General features: G+C 44.4%; 14 protein-coding genes. 6 read left to right on the top strand and 8 right to left on the bottom strand.

The genetic code is table 11. The features are described 5' to 3' along the window. Positions 1-18: 18 nt before the first annotated feature. The 3 genes from FFM84_RS00185 to metK form a co-directional block, all read right to left on the bottom strand. Positions 19-744, bottom strand: a complete 726-nt coding sequence (locus tag FFM84_RS00185; protein ID WP_130846102.1) for an alpha/beta hydrolase — start codon at positions 742-744, stop codon at positions 19-21. Then, entirely contained in the window at positions 728-2245 is a 1518-nt protein-coding gene (locus FFM84_RS00180) for an MDR family MFS transporter (RefSeq protein WP_130846103.1), read from the bottom strand. Before FFM84_RS00180 ends, FFM84_RS00185 begins: the two co-directional genes overlap by 17 nt. A 123-nt stretch (positions 2246-2368) precedes the next feature. Beyond that, positions 2369-3553, bottom strand: a complete 1185-nt coding sequence (metK, locus tag FFM84_RS00175; protein WP_130846104.1) for a methionine adenosyltransferase — start codon at positions 3551-3553, stop codon at positions 2369-2371. A gap of 318 nt (positions 3554-3871) precedes the next feature. Between metK and FFM84_RS00170 the strand changes: the two genes are divergently transcribed. Continuing rightward, entirely contained in the window at positions 3872-4591 is a 720-nt protein-coding gene (locus FFM84_RS00170; RefSeq protein ID WP_130846105.1) for a hypothetical protein, read from the top strand. Between the two features lie 521 nt (positions 4592-5112). On the opposite strand, the gene FFM84_RS00165 is transcribed toward FFM84_RS00170, so the two are convergent. From FFM84_RS00165 to mmuM, 3 genes are all read right to left on the bottom strand, one after another. Beyond that, on the bottom strand, positions 5113-5928 hold the full coding sequence (locus tag FFM84_RS00165) for a diacylglycerol/lipid kinase family protein (RefSeq protein WP_130846106.1): 816 nt from the start codon (positions 5926-5928) through the stop codon (positions 5113-5115). A 149-nt stretch (positions 5929-6077) separates the two neighbouring features. Then, a complete protein-coding gene (locus FFM84_RS00160; RefSeq protein WP_130846107.1) occupies positions 6078-6263 on the bottom strand; it encodes a hypothetical protein in 186 nt (61 codons plus the stop codon). A gap of 16 nt (positions 6264-6279) precedes the next feature. Beyond that, positions 6280-7206 carry a homocysteine S-methyltransferase gene (gene mmuM, locus FFM84_RS00155; RefSeq protein WP_130846108.1) on the bottom strand — a complete coding sequence of 309 codons (927 nt, stop codon included), beginning with the start codon at positions 7204-7206 and terminating at the stop codon, positions 6280-6282. Between the two features lie 106 nt (positions 7207-7312). Here mmuM and FFM84_RS00150 point away from each other — a divergent pair, with 106 nt between their 5' ends. The 3 genes from FFM84_RS00150 (at position 7313) to FFM84_RS00140 (ending at position 11310) form a co-directional block, all read left to right on the top strand. Then, positions 7313-8692, top strand: a complete 1380-nt coding sequence (locus FFM84_RS00150; RefSeq protein ID WP_130846109.1) for an amino acid permease — start codon at positions 7313-7315, stop codon at positions 8690-8692. Between the two features lie 2 nt (positions 8693-8694). Next, entirely contained in the window at positions 8695-10365 is a 1671-nt protein-coding gene (locus FFM84_RS00145; protein ID WP_130846110.1) for an acetolactate synthase large subunit, read from the top strand. A gap of 120 nt (positions 10366-10485) precedes the next feature. Continuing rightward, positions 10486-11310, top strand: a complete 825-nt coding sequence (locus FFM84_RS00140; RefSeq protein ID WP_130846111.1) for a hypothetical protein — start codon at positions 10486-10488, stop codon at positions 11308-11310. Positions 11311-11391: 81 nt separating this feature from the next. Here FFM84_RS00140 and FFM84_RS00135 read toward each other — a convergent pair whose 3' ends face one another. Further along, positions 11392-12141, bottom strand: a complete 750-nt coding sequence (locus FFM84_RS00135; protein WP_130846112.1) for a sulfite exporter TauE/SafE family protein — start codon at positions 12139-12141, stop codon at positions 11392-11394. 212 nt (positions 12142-12353) lie between these two features. On the opposite strand from FFM84_RS00135, the gene hemH reads away from it, so the two are divergent. Both hemH and FFM84_RS00125 read left to right on the top strand, forming a co-directional pair. Next, positions 12354-13307 (top strand): ferrochelatase, encoded by a 954-nt coding sequence (gene hemH / locus FFM84_RS00130; RefSeq protein WP_130846113.1) that lies wholly within the window; start codon positions 12354-12356, stop codon positions 13305-13307. After that, positions 13300-14625 (top strand): Nramp family divalent metal transporter, encoded by a 1326-nt coding sequence (locus FFM84_RS00125; RefSeq protein ID WP_130846114.1) that lies wholly within the window; start codon positions 13300-13302, stop codon positions 14623-14625. Before hemH ends, FFM84_RS00125 begins: the two co-directional genes overlap by 8 nt. 459 nt (positions 14626-15084) lie before the next feature. On the opposite strand, the gene FFM84_RS00120 is transcribed toward FFM84_RS00125, so the two are convergent. Next, positions 15085-16479, bottom strand: a complete 1395-nt coding sequence (locus FFM84_RS00120) for a hypothetical protein (RefSeq protein ID WP_130846115.1) — start codon at positions 16477-16479, stop codon at positions 15085-15087. Positions 16480-16699: the final 220 nt, after the last annotated feature.

The following is a 16699-nucleotide window of genomic DNA, read 5'->3' as shown; positions in this document are numbered from 1 at the left end:
TTTAAGTCTTGTCATAATTTAGTTGAGTTGTGCTAACCACTTAGCCAAGGTTGTGCTAATCAATCGTTGTTGCTTAGCCTGACTAATCGTTGCTTGACGATCGCCTTTTTGATGCCCATAACTCCCAAAGCCACCGTGATTACCACCTTTCAATGTGACAAACTGCGTTGATTTTGGCAGATAAGTCTTACTCTTGCGATAACTTGACCAGTTCAGCACACCATCACGACTGCCAGTTACTGACAAGCCTTTCACATTAGTTTGATCTAGTCGGCCCTTTTTATCAGGATAACTTGCTAGATAAAAGACACCTTTAAGACCACTGGTGTGTTTAGCCGCATAGCGACTCGCCATCACCCCGCCTAACGAATGACCGCCAATCACATAGTTGTGCCGCACTTTAGTCGGTACTGCATTAGCCTGATTGCCAGCTAACACCGCTAAGTCTAATGGAAAATGCATCACGTACACGTTATACCCTTTTTGCGCTAATTGATGCGCCCAAATACTGTAGCTACCTGGTTCCACCAACGCACCCGGATAAAAGATCACCGCAGGTTGCTTGTGCTTACCGTCACCTTTAAAAAACGTATACTTGCTAGTCGTCCTAGTCGCCGTCTTTAATGCTGTGGTGGCTGCGACGCTTGGCTGATGAATCTTAGACTTAACCGTACCGTAACCAATCCCTAAAGCTAGTAAAATGACAACTAACAGTGACCATAAAACTTTAGTCCGTCGTTTCATGGGCTGACCCCCGTTGCAATTTAGCCGCATGTTGCGCCGCTGTTAATTGTGGACCACGATCTAGACTATTCACAATTACGGCTAAGACTAGCAAGCCTAGCCCAATCAAGTAAACTCCATGTAACCCGTTATATAAAATACCACGCAATGTTGGTAACAATTTAGTCGGCAATTCAGTTGCCGTTTGTGGGTTAATTAATTTATTCATCATCGCCATGTTAGTGCCGGCATGGGTCTGAATACCTTGATTCATGCCAACATTGAGTGCAATCCCAAAGATTGAAATCATCAACGTTTGGCCGATAGTCCGGCTCAACGTATTAAATGAAGTCGCGACCCCCACCGTTTTTGGTGAGACTAAGTGTTGTGAGGTCACGGTCGTTGCGGTGATCACAATCCCGAAACCAACCCCACCAACAGCGGTAATTAAGAAGAACCAGGCAAACGGTGTCGATACCGGGATGAGTGCTAAACAAAGACCAGTCACCGCGATAAAGGCCAGACTCAAATAGATAATCCGGCGTGGTGCCCATTTAGCCAATAACCGACCAGTCACAAACGATCCAATAATCCACATTAACGAACTAGGTGTGACCGCAAAGCCAGCTAAAGATGCAGGTACCCCTAAAATACCTTGTGTCCAAGTTGGAATGTAAACTTCCACGGCCATTAGAAACCCGCTAATTAACGCGGCCACGGCATTTTGAATCACGAAAGTCCGATTTTTAAATAAGTCTAGTGAAATAACCGGTTCACTCGTCCGACCTTCACGCCGAATAAATAGCCAGAGACTCAAGACACTCACAACCCAAGCTAAAATGACCATTGCCCAGTTGATCGTCGTATTGCCTAATAATTGGAAGCTTAACATTAGGCCAAGTAAAAATAGCATTAACCAAAAACTACCTAAATAATCAACCTTCACATCACTGTGACGTTTAGGTTCACGTAAATAAACTTGGAATAAAATTAACGTAATCAGGCCAACTGGCACATTGATGAAGAAGATCCAGTGCCAGCTTAATTTATCGACAATCAAGCCCCCAATTAATGGCGCTAAAACGGACGCAATTCCCCAGGCCGAACTGTTAAAGCCTAAAACTTTAGCCCGGCGTTCAAACGAATAAATATCCGCAATAATTGTCATCGAAACTGGCATCAACGCCCCAGCACCAATTCCTTGAATGGCCCGCCAGAAAATCAAAACCGGCATCGAGTTCGATAGTCCACTCATCATGGACCCAATGATAAAAATAATTAACCCCGCTTGCATCACCGGCTTACGGCCAATTAAATCGGTCAATTTCCCATAAATCGGCGTCATCATTGCGTTCGTCAATAAATATATCGAAAAGACCCAGTTCATTAACGAGACCCCATGTAAATCTCCGACAATTGTCGGTAACGCCGTTGACACGATCGTCCCTTCGATTGCACTCATAAACGTCGCCACGTAAATGGCTATTGTAACTGCCAAAACGTTGGTTTTTCGTTGTTGCATAAAACAATTCCCTCACTTTTTTATTTCTTGCCATAATAAAAAAGCAACCTCAAAGAGAGGTCGCTTTTAGCGTCGAGTACCTACAGACCGGCACGATCCGTTGGCATCGTCACCGTTTTTTATTTAAAATTCAGCTTTCAAAGCCGCTGCTTTATCAGTATGTTCCCAAGGAAGGTCCACATCAGTTCGGCCAAAATGACCATAAGCCGCTGTTTTACGATAAATTGGGCGTTGTAAGTCTAACATCTTAATAATCCCAGCTGGGCGTAAATCAAAATGTTTGCGAATAGCACTAATCAAAGCTTCATCGCTAACCTTACCAGTACCGGCAGTATCCACCGCGATCGATACAGGTTCAGCAACCCCAATAGCATAAGCCAATTGAACTTCAACTTGGTCTGCTAACCCAGCTGCCACCACGTTTTTCGCGATGTAACGGGCCGCATAACTTGCTGAACGGTCAACCTTAGTAGCATCCTTACCAGAGAAGGCTCCACCACCATGATGGGCAAAACCACCGTAAGTATCCACGATGACTTTCCGACCAGTCAAACCAGCGTCCCCTTGAGGACCACCGATAACAAAACGACCAGTTGGGTTAACCAAATACTTGGTTTTATCATCCAACAAGTCAGCTGGAATAACGGCCTTGATAACTTGGTCAATCACCGTTTGGCGGATCGTTTCCAAGTCAACATCAGGATCATGTTGCGTTGATAACACAACCGTATCTACGCGTTGTGGTTGATTTTGTTCATCATATTCAACCGTAACTTGTGCCTTGGCATCTGGACGTAACCATTTAATGGTCCCATCCTTACGTAAAGCGGCAATCTTTTGCATTAAGCGATGGCTCAATGAGATTGGTAGTGGCATTAATTCAGGGGTTTCGTTGATGGCATAGCCAAACATCATCCCTTGATCACCGGCGCCGATTTGGTCCAATGGGTCCCCGTCACCTTCACGAGTTTCCAAGGAATCATCGACCCCTTGCGCGATATCAGGTGATTGTTCGTCCAACGAAACCAGAACGGCACAGTTGTCACCGTCAAAACCGTATTGGCCGTCCGTATACCCAATTGATTTGATGGTATTACGAACTACTTTTTGAATATCTACATAGGCCTTGGTTGATACTTCACCGAAGACCAGCACTAACCCAGTTGTCACTGATGTTTCAACGGCAACTCGTGCTTCTGGGTCTTGTTCCAACATAGCATCTAAAATTGAATCACTGATTTGATCCGCGATTTTATCGGGATGGCCCTCAGAAACTGATTCAGATGTAAATAGGTGTCTTTCACTCACTTTAAAATTCCCCCTTAGATATTTCGGTTACAAGGCATCTAAGAGTGTGCTCACAAACGTTTTGGTGGCGCGCATAGCCTAGCTTGGTAATGACTGCGGGTTTGGCAGTAATTGCTAAGCGTAGCTAGGCACAGCCACCAGTTTGTGAGTGCACGTTTCAGCATAGTTGAGGCGTGCCTCTTATCCTTTCGGGAACTGCTCATAACTGTATTACTCTAACACAATCATCAAATTTTTTAAAGAATCTGACCTAATTATTGACCCCACGACAGCTTATCGGTAGGATTAAAACATTAACTTATGAAAGATGTTGAGTCGATGCTTCGAATTGGAAAATTAAAACTAAATCGGGATTATGTGCAGTTGGTGTTGTATGTAATCTTACAAAGTATTATCTGTTGGTGGGCGGCACTTGATTACGGTCGTTCCTTCCAAACAGCGACCTTTTCGACCACCCAATTGCCTTTAATTGGGTATACTGTCGCGATTACAGCTGCTGTTTTCATTATTTTAGATCGCCAAATTCCGACTCAATGGAGTTTGATTGCGATTGGGATTGCCATTGCCTTGGCTTTCACCAATATCATCGCCCAAGAGTCTGAGCTATTATATTTACTGCTAACCGCTAGTGCTTGGCTATTTATCATGGCCATTCCAAGATTCGGTATGCAAAATTACTTCGGTCTGGTTGTTTTCAGTATCGTCATGACCTTTACCATTCCAGTGGCAGTCTTCTATTTACAGAATCAATATTTATCCACGACGTTCTTATGGAAGTTAGCTCCACTAGCAGCTAGTTACGGCTTTTTATATGTGCCAACGTTTAGCCAAAAGCGTCAAATTAATCAGTTAATTTCAGCAATTATGGGCTTCGTTTTAGTTGTCACCATCTTCTTACAACCCATGACGTGGCAAACCATTTTAGCAATTGTGATCACTATTGCCATATGGTTTTCACAACAGGCATTTGGTCGTTTGCGTCAACACTTGTTCATCAATACCCTCGTTCAATTCGTGTTAATGTTTTTACTCTATTAACTAAAAGTCGTGAGTGAATCTTTAACAGAAACGTTTTGAGTTAGACTAAATTAGTCACCTACGCCAGCCAGTGATTCTGCCGGCTGTGGGGACCGGTTCCAGCCAAAGTGCAGGCTTCAACCTCGCTTTTAAGCCCGGGAAAGCCATCCGGACTAACGATGGTTTCACGGCCGGCGCTATCACTGGCTGACTCCGGTTATATCGTGGACACTAATCTAGTAATCACTAATATAACCGAGAGTGAGCCCACATTGAGCCCAGCCGTGGGAAGCTCTTAGCGATTTATCGTTTAGAGCTTGGCGCTTTTGAAACACGGGTTTGGTGGTTCAAAACGATGGTTCAGACCACTTTTCGGCTGAACCGGTCCGCCCACAGCGTTTCGGCTCAAGGTGGGCGAACGGCAGGTGGCAAAGCAATCTATTTTTAATCAACGGTTATTGTTAAAAAACAACATTCGACCTTTAGTCTATTAACACTTAAAATGCGTGGCCTTAGTCATTTTTGCTAAGGTCACGCATTTTTTATGGAATCAAGAGTGTTAACCAATCTGGCGCATACCGGATATTGATCGGCAACTTAGGACCGACATCACCGTCAATGCGCGTCGTCACCGTTTGCTTGTCAACCGGAAGCAGGCGTACTTGCCGCAATTCAAATTGACGCCAACGCCAGCGACCAACAATGGTCAAATTCATCTTTCCGGCAACCGATCGTTTATAAGGCAAACCACCAATTGATTTTGTCGTCGTCAATAACGCTTGCCGCGTCGTTCGTACTTTCGGCGCTTGTTGGTCTAGCTGATAGCGGATCTTCATTAAATGTCGCTTGCCAAAATGTTGAATCAACTTACCTAAGTAGATTAAGCGTCCCCAACGTTGCTTATCACGTTGATGAACATCATTCGCAATTGTTGCTAAATGGCCGACCGTGAGCGAACTGACCACTACTTGCTGATCATTGACCAGCGCAATACCCACTTGACGTTGATTTGCCGCCGTCACGATCACGTCGATGGCTTCATTTGGATCTTGTGGAATCTGATATCGCTTGGCAAAATTATTCACCGTCCCCATCGGAATCACGCCTAACGGTATCGCATGTTTAGCCTGCAACATTCCCGTTAATCCGACATTCAGCGTGCCATCACCACCAATAATCACCAAACAATCTAGTGCTGGAACTGCCTGACTAACGGTCTGAATTGCCCGCTTGGCACTCGTCGCCACTAAATACTCACTCGTATGCTGATGCTTTTTTAGTTGTGACGCTAATTGTTTGGCCACCGTTGCGGCCTGACCACTCCCTGCTTGGGCGTTATAAAATATCCCGTAATGCATCGTCACCGTCCCCTTATCTTATAATATCGTTATGTTTATCATAAGCTTTTATTGGTGCAACACCAGTGATTCGCTCAGACGATTAAACCAACAACACAAAAGTACCGTGCTGATTGGCATATTAGCGCCATTCAACACGGTACTCAGTATTAATCAGCCGTTAAAGCAATGCCGATGATCACGTATAGCCAAGCGGCACTAATTAACGTTAAGCCAATTGCTAAGGTTCCCCAAAGTATCAACCAACCCCAATTAGACCGGCAACGCCAAACTAAGGTAAATAGCCCCCAACTTAATACCATCAAAATCAGAATTGCTAATCCTAAGAAAATCATGCCGTTGTCCTCCAGTTTAATTGTGGCTAGCTTTTATCACTTGTGCTGCCGCAGCGATATCGGCTGGTGTGGTTCGACAACAACCGCCAATAATTTGGGCGCCGGCCGCTAACCAACTAGGCACCCAATCCGCATACGACTGCTCAGATGCCGCTGTTGGTTGCCAGGTCTTTGTCACGGGATCATATTGATCTCCTGAATTTGGATAAACGATTAATGGGATCTCAACTGCTTGTCGTAATGTTTTTAAGGCTGGTTCAATATTTTCTAACCGCGTACAGTTAACGCCAACTGCCACGACATTTGGTTGTTGTGCGACCCATTTTGCCGCCTCAGCTAATGACGTCCCATCACATAACGTGTTGGGATCTTCAATACTGAAACTGACCCAGTAAGGCGTATCCGCAAAATCAATCGTCACTAACTTAACTAAAGCCTGTACTTCCGCAAAATTTGGCATCGTTTCTAAGGCCAACAAATCCACACCAGCTTCAGTGACGAGTTGGAGCCGTTCACGGTGAAATTCTTGATACGCCACATCATCTAATTGATAATGACCGGTATATTCACTACCATCGGCCAAATAAGCCCCATATGGGCCGATACTTCCCGCCACCAAGCCAGCCGGCGCAGTCGTATCACGGGCCGTTTGGGCTAAGGTGACCGCTTTTTGAATCAATTGGCGTGCCACTGGGGCTTCAATTCCAGCTTGAACAAACGCGGGCACATTTGCTTGATACGTGTTGGTAGTGGCAATTTGAGCACCGGCCGCAAAATAGCTCTGATGAACAGCCGTAATTGCTTCTGGTTGATCTAGCATCGCGGTGGCCGACCACAACGCACTATCGGTCGCGACACCCCGTTTTTCTAGTTCGGTTGCCATGGCACCATCACTGACGATTGGGCCATGGGCAAGTAAGCGTTTAATTTCATTAACTGACATGAATCAAGTTCCTTTCTACCCTAAACTTATGTTATTCTAATTGCATTGACGATTTACTCATTTTATTCTAATTAATTCAAAAACACCAGAAAGGCCGTTCATATTTATGTCTAAACAAACCCATTTAAACCGCCAAATGGAATCCCGGCACGTGTTGATGATCTCCCTTGGCGGTGTCATCGGTACCGGTCTCTTTTTAAGTTCCGGTTACACCATTCATGAAGCCGGCCCAATTGGGACTTTAATTGCCTATACCATCGGCGCCATTTTGGTGTACTTGGTTATGTTATGTCTCGGCGAGTTAGCTGTGGCTATGCCCTATACCGGCGCTTTTCATGTCTACGCCAAAAAGTATATTGGCCCCGGAACTGGTTTTACCGTGGCGATTTTATATTGGCTCACTTGGACCATTGCGCTTGGTTCGGAATTTACCGCGGCCGGCCTGATTATGCAACATTGGTTTCCCCACGTCCCGACTTGGATCTGGAGCTTACTGTTCATGGTCGTCATTTTTACCATCAACGCGCTTTCGGTTCGTTGGTTCGCGGAAGCTGAATTCTGGTTTGCCAGCATCAAAGTAGTCGCCATTATTGCCTTTATTATTCTTGGCGGCCTAGCAATGGTCGGCGTCTTTCACTTACAAGGCCATGATCACGCGCCATTTTTAAGCAATTATACGAAAAATGGCTGGTTTCCAAATGGTTTTGGTGGCGTCTTCACCACAATGCTCACGGTTAACTTCGCCTTTTCTGGCACTGAGCTGATCGGTATTACCGCCGGCGAAACTAAAGATCCGGCCCACACCATTCCGACTGCCATTCGGACGACGCTTTGGCGTCTCATTATCTTCTTTGTGGGGAGTATGTTCGTGATGGCGGCATTAATTCCTTATAAACAAGCCGGCGTCACCCAAAGTCCATTCGTGCTAGTCTTTAACGAAATTGGTATCCCATACGCAGCCGATTTGATGAATTTTGTCGTCTTAACCGCGATCATGTCGGCCGCAAATTCTGGGCTATATGCGTCAACTCGGATGTTGTGGTCATTAGCTAACGAAGGCACCTTGCCCAAAGTATTCAAACGTACCACTAAACGTGACGTCCCACTGATTGCGCTCGCAACCAGTATGCTCGGCGGGATTTTAGCATTGCTGTCTAGTGTTTATGCGGCCGGTTCAGTTTATTTAGTGCTGGTGTCAATCTCCGGTTTAGCAGTCGTTATCGTTTGGATGGCGATTGCCTTATCTGAAATCAACTTTCGTAAAGCTTATCTCAAAGCTGGCAACGATCCGAAAGACTTGGTTTATCGAACGCCTGGTTACCCGGTCGTCCCATGGCTAGCCTTTATCTTAAGCGGCTTATCGTGTTTGTTGATTTGGTTTGATCCTAACCAGCGAATTGCGCTATATTATACCGTGCCGTTTGTGGTCATTTGTTATCTCGGTTATTATCTTAGTCAAAAATTTAAACAACGTAAGGAAGTCTAAGCATGTCGACAACAATGTCTCGTAATACTGCGCAACTATTAGTAGAATGTCTAGAAAATGAAGGCGTCAAATACGTCTTCGGCATTCCTGGTGAAGAAAATATTCATCTGGTAGATGCAATTAAACAATCAACTCAAATTGAATTCATTTTAACGCGTCATGAACAAGGGGCATCGTTTATGGCTAGCGTCTATGGTCGACTAACGGGGAATCCCGGTGTGTGCGTCGCCACTTTAGGTCCCGGTGCAATTAATTTGCTGCTAGGCGTCGCTGATGCTGAAACCCAATCCACCCCACTCGTTGCTATTAGTGCGCAAGGTGGCTTAAATCGATTGCACAAAGAATCCCATCAAGTAATTGATTTAGTTGCCATGTTCAAACCGGTGACCCAATACGCCAACATGGTTCTCACACCACGCGCGGTACCCGAAATGGTCCGAAAAGCATTCTCCATTTCAAAACGTGACAAACCCGGTGCAACTTACTTGTCAGTCCCACAAGATGTGGAAATGGCCTCAGCTGATCCAGATAGCCAACCATTACCTATTGCCCCAATCTCAGTCACGCAACCTACAGCCAGTGATATTGCAAAAGCGGTGGAATTAATTGCCGCTGCCAAACATCCAGTCATTTTAGCCGGTGATGGGGTCACTTGGAAGCACGCCGAACAATATGTCCGTGAGTTGAGTGAGTTGCTTAATATTCCAGTCGCCACCACTTTTATGAGTAAAGGGGTCATTTCAGATCGGCATAAACATGCCTTAGGTGTCGTTGGCTTTATGCGTAAAGATTACGAAAACTTTGCTTTTGACGATGCTGATTTAATCATTGCGATTGGCTTTTCGATTCAACAATTTGATCCGAAAAAGATCAATCCTCGTGGTGACAAAAAGATCATTCATATCAACATGTTCCGCCAAGATACAGATAGTCATTATGACGTGACTTTGAACATCATTGCCAATATTCGCCCTAGCTTAGCGGCATTGATTAGTGCGTTGAAAGCGCAAGAAATCCAATTCGATAACCGTAAACCAATGATTCGGCAGATGATCCAAAAAGAATTGGCAATGGGTGCCGCTAGTGAGGCTTTCCCAATGTTGCCGCAAAAAGTGGTCAACGATACCCGCGAAGCTTTAGCCGATGACGCGATCGTGCTTGTGGATACAGGTGCGGTTAAAATGTGGATGGCCCGATTGTATCAAACTTATCTACCTAATACGTGCCTAATCGATAATGGATTATCGACAATGTCATGGACCTTACCTGGGGCCATTGGTGCTAAGTTGGCTTACCCCGATCGTACAATTGTGGCGGTCATGGGTGATGGGAGTTTCATGATGAACTCCCAAGAAATCGAAACTGCGATGCGTAATCACTTACATCTCGTGATCGTCATTTGGGAAGACGCTTCATATGGCTTGATCAAATGGAAGATGGACATGGAATTACAACATCACGATGAAGTTGATTTCAGCAATCCTGATTTCGTTAAATACGCAGAAAGCTTTGGCGCTAAAGGCTATCGAGTTACTAAAGCTGATGAATTTGAACCGATTCTCAAAGCCGCCGTTGCTGCTAAAACGGGTGTACACATTATTACCGTTCCCGTTGATTACCGCGAAAATATGAAGTTAATTGAAAAGTTAGGCAATACAACGATTCGATTGTAATCATTAGAAACGTGATTTGAATGGACTGTTAATCATTCAAATCACGTTTTTTTCGTGGAAATTAAACCCGTTATCGGATACTCTATTTAGAGGGGGAAATTATAAAAGGAGTTTTTGATTATGAAAAGAATATTACTGTGGGTAATGACCACATTGGCTATCCTAGGATTAGCATTAAACACCGCTAATATCACAGGTCAAGCCAAGCAAAAAATGGTCGCTGCGATCACAAAGATTAGGGTGACCAAACACGAAGTTTCAGGACAAACAACTAAGCAGGCAACCATTAAAATGTTCAATGCCAATCAAAAATTAGTTACCAAAACCAAAACTACCCGTAAAGGGACTTTCAAACTGAAAACTAGAAAGAGCTATCAAAATTTGGCCTTTACTATTAAAGCAACTAAAGCAGGTTATCGTACCCGTACGTTTAAACACGCCAAAATTGCCAAAAAGATGACACAGTCGGTTACTAAGGAACAACCTATCACTAAATCAACCACTGCTAATCAACCGACTTCGACCAGCAATAATACTGATACCACTACCCCTATCGTATCCGCCGAAACAGCTAAACAACAAGCATTGGCGACTAAAATTGCCGGTTATCAAGCTGAACTTAGTGAGTATCAAAGTGAATTAGAAACTATTCTAAACAGTTCCGACTACGCTAAATTTATTGAATTAACCAATGAATGTGACCAAACTGTTCAAGAAATTCAAAAATATACTTCACAGCTAGTAGCGGCACAATTTGCAGCCGCTCAAACAAACTCGACTGAATTCAAATCACTTGCTACCGAATTAGAACAGAAGTTAAATGCTAGCCGTACTAAACTAGAACAATTAAACAAACAGATACCATTTCCATCAATCCAACGTCAAATTGAAGCGATTCAGACTCGGATTGGCACTTTAAAAACACTAATTAGTGCTCTTTCTTAGCTAAATAAAAATTAATTTGGCTGATGGCTGGCCGTGATGAAAATACGTTCAACCACTGGCGGCAGTCATAACCACTTTCGATTAATAAGCCTGCATAAACAAACTCCCAGCCAAAACTAACGCGCCAATCCCAATAACAATCTTCGTCAACCGATCGGGTAACCAGCGCACAATTTGTGGACCTACTAAGCCACCGACTAAAAACCCAATTCCAAGTGGCCAAACTAAATGCCACGGAATCGTGGTCTGAAAGGCATACATGACCGCTGAGACACAATTAACCGCACCCATTGTTAAATTTTTCTGGGCATTGTATTCCGCAAAAGATGCCGTGCTAATTACAGAAAGCATCGATAACATCAACACCCCACCAGCTGCACCAAAATAACCACTATAAACCCCAACTAACACAACACCGATCCAAGCACCCAATGTTCGCCAAGAAAAAGTGGCAGGTTCACCGCTCGTTCTCACTTGAATATGCCGAGGGATCAACACTAAAATACCCGCCGCTAGAATAAAAAACGGCACCACTTTTTGAAAGGTCGCTGCTGGAATCACAAATAATAAAATTGATCCCACAATACACCCAACAATCGTCAAGGGCAGTAACATAATCAAATCGCGACCATGGCCTTTCAATTCTCGCCGTGACGCGACCGCCGAACCGACTCCCGTAAAAACTAATCCCGCCGTATTTGTGACATTGGCCGTTACTGGCGGTAGCCCTAACGCCAATAGGGCTGGGTAAGACACTAGCGACGCTAGACCGCCCACCGTGCTGACAATCCCAGCAACAGTTCCCACAACTAACAGTAATAAACTCATCATTAACGTATTGATAATCCTCACTCACTCTCTATCTTTTCAGTGTAAGCTTGCTGCCCTACTTTTACCATCGTTAACTTTTCAAATTAAGTGAACTCACCAACTCGTGCACTATTTATCAAGTGATAATCGCTATAAATCAATCGTTTTAACTACTTTTTGCCGAATGTTTGTGCGAAGATAAATTTGAACCTTTAAATAAGGAAGTGTTGACTATGCAACCTGGTTTATTATTAGTTAATCTCGGTTCCCCAGCCTCACCGCAGACTCAGGATGTCAAAACATATTTAAAAACGTTTCTAAGTGATCAAAATGTCATTGAAATGCCACCAGCTATTTGGCAGCCACTTTTACGAGGGATTATCTTGCCAATGCGGGCTTGGCGTTCAGCCACGTTTTATCGCGACAGTTGGTTGCCACAAGGTTCCCCGTTAATTGTCAATTCACAGGCGATTCAGCGACTCGTGCAAGCCGAGTTACCAACCTGGGATGTTCAGTTAGCGATGACTTACGGTGACCCCGCCATCGATCAAACCATGACGGCGATGCACGCACGAGGCGACACTGATATCGTGGTCTTACCGCTCTTCCCACAGTATACCCAAAGTACTCACGCTGGTATTCAACAACAGGCCCAAGCGACCGGGATTTCGTTTAAATTTATCACCCATTTTTACGATCAACCGATCTACCAAGACTTGTTAGCTGATCAGATTCAAAGATGCTACGATCAACACCACTACGATGCAATTATTATGAGTTACCATAGTATTCCAACGGCCATGGTTCATCACGGCGATCCTTACCAACAACAGTGTGACGCAACCACGCAAGCCATTTGTGAACGATTAAGTCCCACGGCACGCGCCAAAGTGATGACCGCCTATCAATCAAAGTTTGGCCCGATGCCATGGTTAAAACCATATTTAAAAAATGAACTCATGTCACTCGTTGAAATGGGCAAACGAAACGTGTTGATTGCCACGCCATCATTTGTTGTCGATTGTTTGGAAACCTTGGAAGAAGACTACGTCCAAAACTACCAAACGTTTAAGACCAGCGGTGGTGACCGCTTAGATCTCGTCCCACCGATGAACGATGACACCACTTTCAGTCAATTCTTAGCCCATTTAGCAAGCCAACAATTGGCGGTGACGACCCATGCTTAAAGAGACGCAAAAAAGTTTATCGGAAATCAATCAAAGTGTGCCGGTTCCAGATGTGACGCAATCGGCTTTTTGGCAAAAATTCTTAGCTTACAGTGGCCCAGGGGCGCTAGTCGCCGTTGGTTATATGGACCCAGGTAATTGGTTAACCTCATTAGCCGGCGGCAGCCAGTTTCGCTATCATTTATTAGCGGTTTTACTGATGGCCATTATTGTGGCCATGTTTATGCAAACACTCGCCATTAAATTGGGCGTGATTGCACGCCAAGATTTAGCTCAGGCCATCGCGGTCACGTTGCCACGACCAGTCCGGTACAGCTTATGGTTATTGAACGAAATTGCGATGATGGCAACGGACATGACTGGGGTCATTGGAACTGCCGTGGCCTTGAAACTCCTATTCAACTTGCCACTTGTTGCCGGCATTTTGTTAACGATTGCCGATGTTTTAGTTGTACTAGTTTTCTTACGCTTTGGCATTCGTCGCATTGAATTCATTGTTTTAGCGGCTATCCTAACAGTTGGCATCATCTTTGGTCTTGAAGTTGGCCGTGCACAACCACAAACAGGTGCCATCTTAACTGGCCTCATCCCTACTAGCTTGATTTTTAAGAATCACGCTGCATTAGTATTGAGTTTAGGCATTTTAGGTGCCACGATCATGCCACATAATTTGTATTTGCATTCTTCGTTGGCCCAGAGTCGACGCTATGATCAACATAATCCCGCCCAAGTCAATGAAGCGTTACGCTTTGCCAAGTGGGATTCTACGGTCCATTTAATCGCTGCCTTTATTATCAACGCATTATTACTTATTCTTGGTGGTACCTTGTTCTTTCATACCGATCATCAGTTAGCTAGTTTAGCAGCGGTCTTCAGCGGCTTGAAGACTCCCGCCATTGTCGGTCATTTAGCTAGTCCGCTTATGAGCACCTTGTTCGCCTTTGCCTTACTCATTACTGGGCTAATTTCGTCAATCACCAGCACCTTAGCTGGACAAATCGTGATGGAAGGCTACTTACACATTCGACTTCCTTTGTGGCAACGACGGCTGTTAACTCGACTGGTCACTTTAATTCCGATTTTCATCATTGGCTGGGCAGTTGGGTTTACCGATCAAGCTTTTGAAAATTTAATTATTTATGCCCAGGTCGCCTTGAGCATCGCCCTTCCTTTTACGCTATACCCAATGGTGGCACTAACTAGTAATTCTCGGCTGATGGGCACTCACGTTAATCGCCCAATCGTCACTTGGTTAGGCTACGGTTTAACCACAATCATTACTTTATTAAATTTAAACTTAATCTGGCAGTTAATTTGACCCAAAAAAATCCTGATGATCCGCAGTAATGCGTTTCATCAGGATTTTATTGACTAATCCGGCTAAAATCTGAATCATCGTTTTGATCCACCAAGCACGTGTTTCAAAAGCGCCAGACTCTAAGTCTAAATCGCTAAGTGCTCCCACGGCTAGGCTCAATTTGGAGGTACTCTCGGTTATGGTAGCGATTGGTATTCGCAATATAACCGAAGCCAGCCAGTGATGGCGCCGACCGTGAAAACATCGTTAGTCTGGGTGGTTTTCCCGGACTTACGATGTGGACGACTTTTGAGACTAGCGGTTTTAGCTAGGCTTAAAAGCGAGGTGGAAGCCCGCATTTTGGCTGGAACCGGTCCCCACAGTCGGCAGAATCACTGACTGGCGCAGGTGGCTCATTTAGCCTTACTCAAGCCAGTTCCGATACAACTTCTATCACCATAATTAGCTTTCCAACTATAGTTATTCAGCGATCAACTTGCCACCACCAGCTAACTTATAGGTCTTACCATTTAACCATTTATTGGCACTGTTGCTCTTAGTATAGTAAACATTGTGTCCATTCGACTTAATATGCTTCAAAGCCGCCTTCGTGCTAATCAACGCCGTCACATGAGAGTTTTTGGTTACTGACCATTGATTACTCCCCTTTAAGGTCACGGTCGTCTTGCCAGCTGTGTCAGCACTATTAATGGCACCGGTAAATTTACTGCCACTTGTTAAGTTCAACTTCAATGTGCTACCTTTAGCCACTAAAATATTACCCTTCAGTGTTTGTTGCTTAGCCGTAAAGGTTAATTTACCACCATTGCTGCCACTAGTTCCCCAACGATCACTGGCTAATCGAATTAACGTGTTCGAGGCATTCGTTAATTTCACCTTGGTTAAATTAATTTTAGCCGTGGTATTCGTTACGTAGAATAACGCACCAGTATGATTGGTCGTTCCTTTAGTACCACTCTTAACTTTAGACGTTAAGTGTCCATTCGTCATCGTAAAGACTGATGTCCCAACGGTAGAATCACCTGACATGCTTTGATACAACATCACCCCGTTGTTTTTAGTCCCCGTTAAAGTCGAGTTTTTGACAGTGATGCTGTTTGACCCTTCAATATCCGCCGCTTCAGCGCCAGTTGCCGTCCCAGTCACATTGTTAGCCGTAATCGCACCAGTAGAATAAATCACTGGCGAGCCATCACCGGCAGTCTTCAACGTCCCCTTAGTCAGGCTAACCGTACCACCGCCACGATCGGTCGCTAACGCGGCTGAATGACTACCCTTGGTAGAAATATTGGTATTTGTCGCCGTAATTTTACCCTTATAAGTCGCGTCAAGACCACGTGACGAGGATTTGGTTGTCTTAATTGTTGAATTTTTCACCGTCACTTTAGCATTCTTACCAGTTGCGAAGATCCCATTGGCACCAGTGGCTTGAGTAGTCTCAGTTAACTTATTGACGGTTGCTTGACTGCCTTTGGTGACTAGTAATCCGGCATTTTGCCCATAAAAATTACTACTATCAGTGCTACTTGTGCTACCCGTTTTAGTTAACTTACTTGTGTTTAAGGTTAACTTGCCACCATTTTTGACGTAGACCGCCGATTGATTCGCAGTCGTGGCTCTAATGGTCTGATTGCTAAGCGTTTTCGTTCCGGTAACGGTTGTTTTACCAGCCAACTTAGCGCCACTGCCACTCGTTGATCCAGGGGCCTTGGTGCCACTTGGCTTTGCTTTAGTTGCGGCCTGGACAGTTGTGTTGGGTTGTTGATGCTGCAATAATTGCGGTGCGACAGCCACACCACCGACTAATACGGTACTTGTTAAAGCAATGGTTAAATTTCGTTTAGTTTTATTCATAGTTAAAACGCTCCTTTAGCTATCATCTAGTGTTTTGGTCTACCTAACTTTGTTATACACCGTCATGATCACTGATGTAAGTAAATTATGAAAACAGCATTAAAGTTTCATCGTTTATTCGCATCTTGATTAAACAATCAGCGTCTTCTTTGTATTGGTCTAGTGCAATCATCCAAATATTCGCCTGCCTAACATGACTAAATTTTTCCGAAGTCATTAA

Source organism: Lactiplantibacillus mudanjiangensis, from assembly GCF_005405385.1.
Taxonomy (GTDB): domain Bacteria; phylum Bacillota; class Bacilli; order Lactobacillales; family Lactobacillaceae; genus Lactiplantibacillus; species Lactiplantibacillus mudanjiangensis.
Note: the sequence above shows the minus strand (reverse complement) of the source record. Positions and strands in the feature narration are given on the sequence as shown.

Excerpts from the sequence above, each read along its gene's own strand:
- FFM84_RS00185 (WP_130846102.1), bottom strand. The coding sequence starts at position 744 with ATGAAACGACGGACTAAAGTTTTATGGTCACTGTTAGTTGTCATTTTA.
- FFM84_RS00180 (WP_130846103.1), bottom strand. The coding sequence starts at position 2,245 with ATGCAACAACGAAAAACCAACGTTTTGGCAGTTACAATAGCCATTTAC.
- FFM84_RS00170 (WP_130846105.1), top strand. The coding sequence starts at position 3,872 with ATGCTTCGAATTGGAAAATTAAAACTAAATCGGGATTATGTGCAGTTG.
- FFM84_RS00165 (WP_130846106.1), bottom strand. The coding sequence starts at position 5,928 with ATGCATTACGGGATATTTTATAACGCCCAAGCAGGGAGTGGTCAGGCC.
- FFM84_RS00160 (WP_130846107.1), bottom strand. The coding sequence starts at position 6,263 with ATGATTTTCTTAGGATTAGCAATTCTGATTTTGATGGTATTAAGTTGG.
- mmuM (WP_130846108.1), bottom strand. The coding sequence starts at position 7,206 with ATGTCAGTTAATGAAATTAAACGCTTACTTGCCCATGGCCCAATCGTC.
- FFM84_RS00150 (WP_130846109.1), top strand. The coding sequence starts at position 7,313 with ATGTCTAAACAAACCCATTTAAACCGCCAAATGGAATCCCGGCACGTG.
- FFM84_RS00145 (WP_130846110.1), top strand. The coding sequence starts at position 8,695 with ATGTCGACAACAATGTCTCGTAATACTGCGCAACTATTAGTAGAATGT.
- FFM84_RS00140 (WP_130846111.1), top strand. The coding sequence starts at position 10,486 with ATGAAAAGAATATTACTGTGGGTAATGACCACATTGGCTATCCTAGGA.
- FFM84_RS00135 (WP_130846112.1), bottom strand. The coding sequence starts at position 12,141 with ATGATGAGTTTATTACTGTTAGTTGTGGGAACTGTTGCTGGGATTGTC.
- hemH (WP_130846113.1), top strand. The coding sequence starts at position 12,354 with ATGCAACCTGGTTTATTATTAGTTAATCTCGGTTCCCCAGCCTCACCG.
- FFM84_RS00125 (WP_130846114.1), top strand. The coding sequence starts at position 13,300 with ATGCTTAAAGAGACGCAAAAAAGTTTATCGGAAATCAATCAAAGTGTG.
- FFM84_RS00120 (WP_130846115.1), bottom strand. The coding sequence starts at position 16,479 with ATGAATAAAACTAAACGAAATTTAACCATTGCTTTAACAAGTACCGTA.